The sequence below is a fragment of the Acinetobacter sp. NIPH1876 genome (assembly GCF_022808535.1).
Lineage (GTDB): Bacteria > Pseudomonadota > Gammaproteobacteria > Pseudomonadales > Moraxellaceae > Acinetobacter > Acinetobacter higginsii.
This window is the reverse complement of sequence record NZ_JALGBR010000007.1, coordinates 1-12,651: the sequence shown is the minus strand read 5'-3', so window position 1 is coordinate 12,651 and position 12,651 is coordinate 1. Positions and strand designations below refer to the sequence as shown.

At 43.3% G+C, this 12,651-nt stretch carries 8 protein-coding genes, 1 tRNA gene and 1 pseudogene; all 10 read right to left on the bottom strand.

Annotated features, from left to right (window positions below; all coding sequences use genetic code 11):
• Positions 1-104 precede the first annotated feature (104 nt).
• Positions 105-4,298: a DNA-directed RNA polymerase subunit beta' gene (gene rpoC / locus MN869_RS08405; protein ID WP_171551594.1), complete on the bottom strand. Its 4,194-nt coding sequence runs from the start codon at positions 4,296-4,298 to the stop codon at positions 105-107.
• A 154-nt stretch (positions 4,299-4,452) separates the two neighbouring features.
• Positions 4,453-8,541, bottom strand: coding sequence for a DNA-directed RNA polymerase subunit beta (gene rpoB / locus MN869_RS08400; protein WP_171551595.1), 4,089 nt, complete (start codon positions 8,539-8,541; stop codon positions 4,453-4,455).
• 309 nt (positions 8,542-8,850) lie between these two features.
• Positions 8,851-9,216 (bottom strand): 50S ribosomal protein L7/L12, encoded by a 366-nt coding sequence (rplL, locus tag MN869_RS08395; RefSeq protein WP_004802232.1) that lies wholly within the window; start codon positions 9,214-9,216, stop codon positions 8,851-8,853.
• Positions 9,217-9,264: 48 nt separating this feature from the next.
• Entirely contained in the window at positions 9,265-9,771 is a 507-nt protein-coding gene (rplJ, locus tag MN869_RS08390) for a 50S ribosomal protein L10 (RefSeq protein ID WP_004802230.1), read from the bottom strand.
• A gap of 312 nt (positions 9,772-10,083) precedes the next feature.
• Positions 10,084-10,779: a 50S ribosomal protein L1 gene (gene rplA / locus MN869_RS08385; RefSeq protein WP_004656290.1), complete on the bottom strand. Its 696-nt coding sequence runs from the start codon at positions 10,777-10,779 to the stop codon at positions 10,084-10,086.
• A 3-nt stretch (positions 10,780-10,782) separates the two neighbouring features.
• Entirely contained in the window at positions 10,783-11,211 is a 429-nt protein-coding gene (gene rplK, locus MN869_RS08380) for a 50S ribosomal protein L11 (protein ID WP_004637639.1), read from the bottom strand.
• Positions 11,212-11,323: 112 nt separating this feature from the next.
• Positions 11,324-11,857: a transcription termination/antitermination protein NusG gene (nusG, locus tag MN869_RS08375; RefSeq protein WP_171551596.1), complete on the bottom strand. Its 534-nt coding sequence runs from the start codon at positions 11,855-11,857 to the stop codon at positions 11,324-11,326.
• A gap of 7 nt (positions 11,858-11,864) precedes the next feature.
• Positions 11,865-12,305, bottom strand: coding sequence for a preprotein translocase subunit SecE (gene secE / locus MN869_RS08370; RefSeq protein WP_004802225.1), 441 nt, complete (start codon positions 12,303-12,305; stop codon positions 11,865-11,867).
• A gap of 76 nt (positions 12,306-12,381) precedes the next feature.
• A tRNA-Trp gene (locus MN869_RS08365) sits at positions 12,382-12,457 on the bottom strand.
• Between the two features lie 56 nt (positions 12,458-12,513).
• Positions 12,514-12,651 (bottom strand): annotated as a pseudogene (locus MN869_RS08360) (elongation factor Tu); the annotation flags it as partial.

The window sequence follows — 12,651 nt, the reverse complement described above, 5'->3', positions numbered from 1 at the left end:
TGATTAAGTAATCAAATACTGATGCTGTAATGTGTTTTTGTAACAACTGCTGTATTTTTCCACAAAAAAAGGCACCCGAAGGTGCCTTTTTAATTCGTTAAGACTTAGAACTGGTCTGAGTTCAACGCTTGACTAAATGCTTGGTCAACTTCACTGAAATCGTTATGAAGTTCAAATTCAGCAGCTTCTGATTCTTGACGACGACGCTCTAAGTGATACGCAAGACCTGTACCTGCTGGGATCAAACGACCCACAACAACGTTTTCTTTCAAGCCACGTAAATCATCTTCTTTACCTGTTACAGCAGCTTCAGTTAACACACGTGTTGTTTCCTGGAACGATGCAGCAGAAATGAACGAGTCTGTAGAAAGCGATGCTTTGGTAATACCCATAAGCAGACGTTCAAACTTCGCAGGGAACTTGTTCTGAGCCAAGACAGCTTGGTTCTCTTGAACAACGCGGATGTAATCCACTTGCTCACCCTTGATGAAGCTTGTATCGCCACCATCAGTGATATCAACTTTACGCAACATTTGACGTACAACAACTTCAATATGCTTATCGTTGATTTTTACACCTTGGAGACGGTAAACGTCTTGAACTTCATTCACGATGTAGTTCGTTAACGCAACTTCGCCTTTCAAACGTAAGATGTCATGTGGGTTTTGTGGACCATCAGAAATGGTCTCACCACGGTTCACATGCTCACCTTCGAACACGTTGATCGTACGCCATTTTGGAATTAACTCTTCATAAATCTCAGAGCCATCATCCGGACTGATCACTAAACGATTCTTACCTTTGGTCTCTTTACCGAAGCTTACAACACCTGATACTTCTGCAAGAATCGCATGTTCTTTCGGCTTACGTGCTTCGAACAAGTCAGCTACGCGTGGAAGACCACCGGTAATATCACGGGTACGTGAGGTTTCTTGTGGTACACGACCAAGTACATCACCCACACCAATCGTTGCGCCATCACGGACAGTAACGATCGTGTTTTGTGGTAAGAAGTAGAACTGTTCGCCGCCATCGGTTGTATCTAACACGATTGCTGGACGTAAATCTTTACCAGAAGCAGGACGAGCTGTTACAGGCAAGATTTCAACAGTGGTCATACCTGTTGCATCATCAGTTTTAGATGTTGCAGTTACGCCATCAGCGATTTGGCTGAAACGTGCTTTACCCGCAACTTCTGTTACCAATGGATGTGTATGTGGATCCCAAGTCGCTACGATACCGCCAGCTTCTACAGCTTCACCATCTTTCAACAAGATGCTTGCACCATAAGGAAGTTTATAACGCTCACGCTCACGGCCTAAGTCATCCGCAATACCAATTTCACCTGAACGTGAAACAGACACCAAGTGACCTTTAGCATGTTGTACAGTTTTCACGTTGTGGAAACGTACAGTACCTTTGTTACGGACTTGAACACTGTTTGCAGCAGAAGTTCGGCTCGCAGCACCACCTACGTGGAAGGTACGCATTGTTAACTGTGTACCTGGTTCACCAATTGACTGTGCAGCCATTACACCGACAGATTCACCTGGGTTCACCAAGTGACCGCGTGCAAGGTCACGACCATAACAACGTGCACACACACCGAATGTAGATTCACATGCGATAACTGAACGTACTTTAACTTCATCGACACCCGCTTCTTCAAGCTGAGCAGCAATTTTTTCGTCAATTAAGGTACCGCGTGGAAGTACCACTTCATCATCAGATGCACGACGTACATCTTCAGCAGTTACACGACCTAATACGCGATCGCGTAATGGTTCGATAACGTCACCACCTTGAATGAATGGTGTCATCACCAAGCCGCCAGCTGTACCACAATCAGATTCAGTAATCACTAAATCTTGTGCTACGTCTACAAGACGACGAGTTAAGTAACCAGAGTTCGCAGTTTTCAATGCCGTATCGGCCAAACCTTTACGTGCACCATGTGTTGAGATGAAGTACTGAAGTACCGTCAAACCTTCACGGAAGTTTGCTTTAATTGGTGTCTCAATGATCGAGCCATCTGGCTTAGCCATCAAACCACGCATACCAGCAAGCTGACGGATCTGCGCCGCACTACCACGGGCACCCGAGTCAGACATCATATAAATCGAGTTGAATGATTTCTGTTTTTCATCTTCACCTTGTTTGTTTTTAACAAGTGTATAAGACAAGTTGTCCATCATCGCTTTCGCAACTTGGTCATTGGTACGTGCCCAAATATCGACCACTTTGTTATAGCGCTCACCCGCAGTTACGAAGCCTTGTTCAAACTGTTGTTCGATTTCACGAACTTCAGTTTCAGCTTTGTCGATAATGGTGTGCTTATTTGGTGGAATAAGCATGTCTTCCATACCTACAGATACACCTGAACGCGTCGCTTGACGGAAGCCCAAATACATCAATTGGTCAGCAAAGATAACAGTATCTTTTAAGCCCAATTTACGGTAGCAAGAGTTGATTAACTTAGAGATGTTTTTCTTGGTCATCTCAAGGTTGATCGATTCAAAGCTTAAACCTTGTGGAACCACTTCCCACAACAAGCAACGACCTGGTGTTGTATCAACAATAATAGTTTGCTTTTCGCGCTGACCATTTTCATCGATTACAGTTTGGTGTACACGTACTTTTACGCGTGCATGGATCGCAACTTTACCCGTCGCTAACGCACGGTTAACTTCGTGTGTATCCGCAAACACCATGCCTTCACCTTTGGCATTTACCGCATCACGTGTGATGTAGTAAAGACCCAAGACAACGTCCTGAGAAGGAACGATGATTGGCTCACCGTTTGCAGGTGACAAGATGTTGTTGGTCGACATCATCAAGGCACGCGCTTCTAACTGTGCTTCAAGTGTCAATGGAACGTGTACCGCCATTTGGTCACCATCGAAGTCGGCGTTAAACGCAGCACAAACGAGTGGGTGAAGACGGATCGCTTTACCTTCAATCAGAATAGGTTCAAATGCTTGAAGACCTAAACGGTGAAGTGTTGGCGCACGGTTCAACATGACTGGATGTTGACGAATCACAGAAGCAAGAACGTCCCAAACTTCTGGCGTCTCACGCTCAACCATTTTCTTCGCAGCTTTAATGGTTGTTGCTTGGCCAGAGGCTTGTAGTTTCGCGAAAATGAATGGCTTGAATAACTCAAGTGCCATCTTCTTCGGAAGACCACATTGGTGAAGACGTAAAGTAGGACCAACGGTAATGACCGAACGACCAGAATAGTCAACACGCTTACCTAACAAGTTTTGACGGAAACGACCTTGTTTACCTTTGATCATATCTGCCAAAGATTTCAATGGACGTTTGTTCGAACCTGTAATCGCACGACCACGACGACCGTTATCAAGCAATGCATCTACAGACTCTTGTAACATACGTTTTTCGTTACGTACGATAATGTCTGGTGCAGCAAGGTCAAGAAGACGCTTCAAACGGTTGTTACGGTTAATCACACGACGATATAAATCGTTCAAGTCAGAAGTCGCGAAACGACCACCTTCAAGTGGTACAAGCGGACGTAAGTCTGGTGGAAGTACTGGCAGTACATTCATCACCATCCATTCTGGCTTGTTGTTCGAATCGTTGAAAGCTTCCATCAATTTCAAACGCTTAGACGATTTCTTAAGTTTCGTCTCAGAGGTTGTTTGAGGAATTTCTTCACGTAAACGCGCAATCTCTGCTTCAAGATCGATATCTTTCAATAGATCTTGAATTGCCTCTGCACCCATTTTCGCAGCGAATTCATCACCGTGTTCTTCAAGTGCATTGTAGTATTCTTCGTCTGTTAAAAGTTGATACTTTTCAAACGGAGTCATACCAGGATCAGTAACAACATAAGATTCGAAATACAATACGCGCTCGATATCACGTAATGTCATATCAAGAAGTAAACCGATACGGCTCGGTAATGATTTCAAGAACCAGATGTGTGCAACTGGAGAAGCAAGCTCGATGTGACCCATACGTTCACGACGAACTTTCGCAGTTGTTACTTCAACGCCACATTTTTCACAAATGACGCCTTTATATTTCATACGCTTGTATTTACCACACAAGCATTCGTAATCTTTTACTGGACCAAAAATTTTGGCACAGAACAAACCGTCACGTTCAGGTTTAAAAGTACGGTAGTTAATGGTTTCAGGCTTTTTAACTTCACCGTGAGACCATGACTTAATCATCTCTGGCGACGCAAGACCAATACGGATACGGTCAAATTCAACAGGTGCATGACCTTCTGAATCCGTTTTCTTACGCATGATATCGAGCAAGTCTTTCAATTTTTTTCTCCGTGTGTCGGGAAGCTAAGCTCACCCGACTGGGTCACAAATATTGTTTTTACTGAAATTTGGGAATCTATAATCCCCCCTAAATCCCCCGTTACAAAGGAGGACTTTCTCCCCTCTTTCCTAAAGAGGGGTTGGGGGAGATTTTTTAGTCACCATTTTTCAGTTCAATGTTGATACCTAAAGAACGGATCTCTTTGGTCAATACGTTGAACGATTCAGGCATACCCGGATCCATATAATGGTTACCATCTACAATATTCTTATAGATGCGTGTACGGCCTTCGACGTCATCCGACTTCACAGTAAGCATTTCTTGGAGAGTATATGCTGCACCGTATGCTTCAAGTGCCCATACTTCCATCTCACCGAAACGCTGACCACCGAATTGTGCTTTACCACCAAGCGGCTGTTGAGTCACAAGTGAGTAAGAACCCGTTGAACGCGCATGCATCTTGTCATCAACCAAGTGGTTCAATTTGAGCATGTACATGTAACCTACAGTTACAGGACGGTCAAACTGTTCACCTGTACGTCCGTCAAACAATACTGTTTGACCCGTACGTGAGATGTCAGCAAGTTCAAGCAAGTCTTTGATCTGGCTTTCTTCAGCGCCATCAAATACAGGTGTTGCCAATGGAACACCAGCACGTAAGTTGCCTGAAAGTGCCAAGATTTCTGCGTCAGTCAAGCTATCAAGCTCTTCCTGCTCACCACCAACCTTGTTATAAATCTTGTCTAAGAAGTCACGTAGTTCTAACACTGTACGCTGCTCTTTCAACATTTTTTCGAGTTTGTCACCCAGACCTTTGGCCGCCATACCTAAGTGAGTCTCAAGAATCTGACCCACGTTCATACGTGACGGTACACCCAATGGGTTCAATACGATATCGACTGGTACACCATTCGCATCGTGCGGCATGTCTTCAACAGGCAAGATGTTTGATACAACACCTTTGTTACCGTGACGACCCGCCATCTTATCACCAGGCTGGATACGACGTTTAACAGCAAGGTAAACCTTAACAACTTTCAATACGCCAGTGGTTAATTCATCACCTGTAGAAAGTTTACGCTTCTTCTCTGCAAACTTCTCATCAATTTCATAGCTCTTCTCTTTCAAGAACACTTGAATTTGAGTTAGACGCTCTGCAATTGCTTCATCAGTCGGTTGGATTTCAAGTAAATCAACCAGCTCTAAACCAGACAATACGTCTTCAGAAAGTTTATCACCGCGTTTAGTTGAACCACCACCGTTAGACTCTTGACCTTTCAACAAACGAACAATACGTTCACGTGCTGCCTCTTCGAAGATTTTGTATTCTTCTTTCAAGTCTTTACGGTATGCGTCAAGCTGAGCTTTCTCAATTGCTTGAGCACGTTCATCTTTTTCCAAACCATCACGTGTGAAGACTTGAACGTCAATCACCGTACCTTTAGTGCCAGATGGAACGCGTAAAGAAGAGTCTTTAACGTCAGCTGCTTTTTCACCAAAGATTGCGCGAAGTAGCTTTTCTTCTGGTGTTAACTGAGTCTCACCTTTAGGGGTTACCTTACCAACAAGGATGTCACCTGCAGTCACTTCAGCACCGATGTAAACAATACCAGACTCATCCAACTTAGACAGTGCAGCTTCACCAACGTTAGGAATATCGGCAGTAATTTCTTCTGCACCTAACTTAGTATCACGCGCTACACATGACAATTCTTGAATGTGAATCGAGGTTAAACGGTCTTCTTGAAGTACACGCTCAGAAAGTAAGATCGAGTCTTCGTAGTTATAACCGTTCCATGTCATGAACGCGACGCGCATGTTTTGACCAAGCGCAAGTTCACCCATATCAGTCGATGGACCATCAGCCAAGATATCGCCACGAGCAACTTTGTCACCCAAGTTTACGATAACGTTTTGGTTGATACATGTATTTTGGTTTGAACGTGTGTATTTGATCAGGTTATAGATATCTACACCTGCTTCACCCGCGATCATTTCATCTTCGTTGACACGAATAACGATACGAGATGCATCTACATATTCAATCGCACCACCACGGTCAGCAATCACACACACGCCAGAGTCACGTGCTACGTTTGCTTCCATACCTGTACCAACAAGCGGTTTGTCAGCACGTAAGGTAGGCACAGCCTGACGTTGCATGTTCGAACCCATCAATGCACGGTTCGCATCATCGTGTTCTAGGAATGGAATCAATGATGCAGCAACAGAAACAACCTGTTGAGCAGAAACGTCCATATGTGTTACGCGCTCAGGCGACATACGTACGAATTCACCTTGATGACGTACAGAAACCATTTCTTCAGTCAAGTGACCATCTTTATCAACAACAGAATCGGCCTGTGCAATGACAGTACCTACTTCTTCAATTGCAGATAAATATTCAACATCATCAGTTACACGGCCATCAACAACTTTACGGTAAGGTGTTTCCAAGAAACCGAAATCGTTTGCTTTTGCATAAACAGAAAGCGAGTTGATCAAACCAATGTTTGGACCTTCAGGCGTTTCAATTGGACAAACACGACCATAGTGAGTTTGATGTACGTCACGTACTTCAAAGCCCGCACGTTCACGTGTCAAACCACCAGGACCAAGCGCAGATACACGACGTTTGTGTGTAATCTCAGACAATGGGTTGTTTTGATCCATGAACTGAGACAACTGGCTAGAACCAAAGAATTCTTTGATTGCAGCAGCAACTGGTTTTGCATTGATCAAATCTTGCGGAGACAAGTTATCTGTTTCTGCTTGGCTTAAACGCTCTTTAACAGCACGTTCAACACGGACTAAACCAACACGGAATTGGTTTTCTGTCATTTCACCAACAGAACGTACACGACGGTTACCCAAGTGATCGATATCATCGACTTCACCTTTACCGTTACGGATTTCAACCAATGTACGCAGTACATCAATGATATCTTCGTGCGATAAAATACCTTCAACTTCGCGAGACTTCTGATCCGTACCCACTTCGTAAGGACGACCCAAACGACGGTTGAACTTCATACGACCCACTGGAGATAGGTCATAACGCTCAGAAGAGAAGAACAAGTTGTTGAATAAGTTTTCAGCAGCTTCTTTGGTTGGTGGCTCGCCTGGACGCATTACTTTATAGATTTCAACAAGTGCTTCTTCACGACCTGTTGTTGTATCTGCACGTAATGTATCAGCAACGAAAGAACCACGATCGATGTCATTGGTGAATAGGATGTTAAACTGTTTAACACCACCTTCAGCCAACTTCACCAAGATTTCATGGCTAAGTACAGTATTCGCAGCAATTACATCGCCATTTTTCAATGGAATGTCTTCAGCTGTAATACGCTCATATAAATATTCATCAGGTACAGAAAGCTTCGCTAAGTTAGCAGCTTCCATTTGACGTACATGACGCGCATTAATACGTTTACCTTGTTCAACGATCGCTTTACCATCATTGTCTAAGATATCAAATTGCGCCATTTCACCACGTAAGCGATCTGGAACAAGGTCAATCTGATAGCTACCCATATCAAGATATACAGGCACTTTTTCGTAGAACAAATTCAAGATCTGTTCATTGCTGTAATTCAAGGCACGTAAAATCACCGTTGCCAATAATTTACGACGACGGTCAATACGTACAAAGACTAAATCTTTGGCATCAAATTCAAAGTCTAACCATGAACCACGGTAAGGAATAATACGTGCTGAATACAACACTTTACCACTTGAGTGGGTTTTACCCTTGTCATGGTCAAAGAATACACCTGGTGAACGGTGTAATTGAGATACGATTACACGCTCTGTACCGTTGATAACGAAAGTACCGTTATCGGTCATGAGTGGCATTTCACCCATGTAAACTTCTTGTTCACGAACGTCTTTAATTGATTTCGTTTCACGATCTTTAATGATCAAACGAATTTTTACGCGCATTGGTGCTGCATAAGTTGAACCACGTAAAATACATTCACGTACGTCAAACTCAGGCTTACCAAGACTATACTCAACAAATTCTAAAGCAGCATTGCCAGAATAACTTTCAATAGGAAAAACTGAACGAAATGCGGCTTGGAGACCGATATCTTCGCGATTTTTTGGAGTTTTACCGCCTTGTAAGAATGTACGGTACGAATCGACCTGAATCGAAAGTAAGTACGGTGCTTCCATTACGTGGGGCAATTTACCAAAATTCTTACGGATCCGTTTCTTTTCGGTATATGAGTATGCCATCTGGAGTCCTCGGAAAGTAAACTAAACCCGCCTGCAGAACGGGTCTAGAAGGAATTACGCAGGCCGATATGGCCACCACTGTTTACAAATGCTGCAATTTTTAGTGGTATTAAAACGCTTAACAATATTTTTATAAGCAAAAAAATATTGGTAAGCGTTTGATTTTATGTGTTTTGCCTAAATAATACGCACGTTAAACGTAAAACTAACAAAAAACGAGCCGATTATTGTAACGCAAAAAGGCTGATGACCCAAGAGCCATCAGCCATTTTTTGGAGCCGATTTTCAAAAAATCGACTCCCTACAGCATTACTTAAGTGTAACTGTAGCACCAGCTTCTTCAAGCTTCTTCTTAAGTTCTTCGCCTTCTTCTTTAGAAACGCCTTCTTTAAGAACTGCAGGAGCGCCTTCAACAAGATCTTTAGCTTCTTTAAGACCAAGGCCAGTAGCTTCACGAACTGCTTTAATTACAGCAACTTTGTTAGCACCGAAAGAAGTCAACTCAACGTTGAATTCAGTTTGTTCTTCAACAGCAGCAGCAGCTGGACCAGCAGCAACAGCTACAGCAGCAGCAGATACGTTGAATTTTTCTTCGAAAGCAGAAATAAGTTCAACAAGTTCAAGAACAGTTTTTTCAGCAACTGCGTTTAAGATTTCTTCGTTTGTTAAAGCCATGAGAGTAACTCCAAATGGATATTGAATGGTGTGAAAGTAGATTTAAGCTTAAGCAGCTTCTGACCCGTTTTTCTCTTGAAGCGCTGTAAGTAAGCGACCCAATTTCGAAATAGGAGCTTGAAGAACAGAGGCAAGCATAGTAAGCGCTTTTTCTTGGTTCGGAAGATTCGCGATAACGCTAACGTCAGCACCTTGATAAAGTTTGCCTTCAAATGCAGCAGCCTTTAATTCAAATGCTTTATTAGTTTTAGCAAATTCTTCGAACAAGCGTGCAGCTGCACCCATGTCGTCTTCAGAAGTTGAGAATGCTAAGATTGTTGGACCAACAAGGTCGTCATTCAAGATAGCGAATGGCGTATCTTGAAGAGCACGTTTAGCTAAAGTATTACGTACAACACGTGTAGCAACACCTAGTTTACGAGCTTCAACACGAAGAGCAGTTAATTGCTCAACAGTTAAACCTTGGTAGTCAGCAACAACGGCAGCGAACGCTGTAGAAGCAATTTCACTTACTTCAGCAACGATCTGTTTTTTGTCTTCGATAAGAAGAGCCATCGTAAAACCTCCTAACGGTGATTTATGCACTCATACGAGTGCACTCCCAATTCGTAAGCCCTATTCAGACTTACACGCGGAGGAGCAACAAATCACACCACCGCGTCTACTCAGACTGGATGATTAAGAAAAACATTCGAAAATATTTCTCGCCTGAGGTCTTTGACGCTGATAAACATTCATTTATCAATTCAAAGTTTGCCTAAAAACCCCTTCTCCCTCAGGGAGAAGGTAGGGATGAGGATATAAAACCTCTCCCCAACCCTCTCCTATAAAGAGAGGGAGCTTTCAGGGCTTCAAAATTCTTACTAATTACTTAGAAACGTTGCTTACGTCAACGATCAAACCAGGACCCATAGTTGAGCTCAAAGTGATCTTTTTAACGTATACACCTTTAGACGTTGCAGGCTTTAACTTTTTCAAGTCTGCAATTAAAGTTTCAACGTTTTGACGTACTGCTTCTTCGCTAAAGCCAAGTTGACCGATAGCAGCGTGGATGATACCCGCTTTGTCTACACGGTAACGTGCTTGACCTGATTTAGCATTCTTAACCGCGTTAGCAACGTCAGGCGTTACTGTACCCACTTTCGGGTTTGGCATTAAGCCACGTGGACCAAGAATTGTACCAAGCTTACCAACAACGCGCATTGCATCAGGAGCAGCAATAACGACGTCGAAATCAAGGTTTCCACCTTGAATGCTTTCAGCAAGGTCATCAAAACCAACGATATCAGCACCAGCAGCTTTCGCAGCTTCAGCAGCAGCACCTTGAGCAAATACTGCAACACGTACAGTTTTACCAGTACCCGCAGGTAAAGTTGTAGCACCACGAACAACCTGATCAGATTTACGTGGGTCTACACCAAGGTTTACAGCGATATCTAAAGATTCTTTGAACTTCGCAGCTGGAAGGCTGTTAAGAACTTGTACTGCTTCTTCCAAAGTGTAAACTTTGTTTGCTTCTACAGCAGCAGCAATGGCTTTTTGACGTTTAGTTAACTTTGCCATGTCTTATAGCTCCACTTCCAAGCCCATAGAACGTGCAGAACCAGCAATGGTACGCACACGAGCGTCTAAATCAGCACCAGTTAAATCTGGTTCTTTAGTAGTCGCGATTTCTTCTAACTGAGCACGAGTCAACTTACCAACTTTAGTTTTGTTAGGTACAGAAGAACCCTTTTGAATACCAGCAGCTTTCTTAAGAAGAATAGATGCAGGTGGAGTTTTCATGATGAAAGTGAACGACTTATCGTTGTACACAGTGATCACGACAGGAATTGGCAAACCAACTTCAAGTTTTTGTGTAGCAGCATTGAATTCTTTACAGAATGCCATGATGTTTACACCACGTTGACCCAATGCAGGACCAATTGGTGGAGATGGATTTGCTTTACCAGCTGGAACTTGCAGCTTGATATAGCCGTCAATCTTCTTAGCCATTGAAAATTACCTCTGGGTACAGACGCCGCTAGGCTCCCCAAAAAATTAAACAACACCGAAGTGTTAGAACAACAATGCCCGATCAGATCGGGCGCTTCTCAACCGACGCAGATTAAACCGTTTTTTCGACTTGGCGAAACTCGAGTTCAACCTGAGTTGGTCGATTAAATACATTAATCGTCAACGTTAAACGTGACTTTTCGTATTGAACTTCCTCCACGACCCCTTTAAAGTCAGTGAACGGACCGTCAACAACGAGCAATTCTTCACCAGGTTCAAACATCGTCTTAGGACGAGGTGCTTCACCTGTATTACGTACACGAGCAAGGATCGCATCAGCTTCACGTTGTGAAATCGGCGCTGGTTTTTCTGGTGTACCACCAATAAAACCAAGAACTTTTGGACACTCTTTTACAATATGCCAAGTATCATCATTCATTTCCATTTCGACCAATACATAGCCAGGAAAGAATTTACGCTCAGACTTACGCTTCTTACCATCCTTCATTTCCACCACTTCTTCAGTAGGAACAAGGACTTCACCAAAGCTCTCAGCAACAGTACTACGCTGAATTCGATCATTAAGCGAACGCATCACTTGTTTTTCAAAGCCTGAATAGGCATGAATAATATACCAACGTTTCATCGCGTTCTTACCCAATAATTAACTTAATAAACCAACCTAACCCGTAGTCGAAACACCATAAAACCAATGATGCAACAAGTACAACTAAGAGAACTTGCCACGATGTCGTGATCGTCTCTTGTTTTGTTGGCCAGGTCACTCGACGCAGTTCAATTCGCGCATCTTGCAATAAACGCACAAAGCCTTTGCCTTGATGGGTGGCGTATAATAAACCTAAAGCGACTACGACACAAGCCAAAATCACCCCAACACGCACCCAAATATCATTTGCTGGCGCCCAATAGGCAGGTAAATGCTGATTTACCAATGCTGAACCGACTAATAAAGCTATAGCAATCAACCACAAGACAACATCTAGCGGTGAACCAGAACTTACAACTTCTGCAACATTATTTCTTTGAGGGATTGGCGCGTCGCTTAATGCGTCACGCGATTTATCATTCGACATTTTTTTACTCGTCGTAGAATTCGCGACTTATTATATGACAACTCAGCCAGAATTAAGCTTTTTTATTAAAAAAAAGTGGCAGGCCAGGAGGGACTCGAACCCCCAACATTCGGTTTTGGAGACCGACGCTCTACCAATTGAACTACTGACCTAACGTACAAATCGAAAGCCGGAGCTTTCGATTTGAGTGTAACACATGGTATTGGGCTTATGCAGTTACTTTAGCAACAACACCAGCGCCTACAGTACGACCACCTTCACGAATCGCAAAACGTAGACCTGGGTCCATTGCGATCGGGTGGATTAACTCTACTGACATCTCAACGTTGTCACCAGGCATTACCAT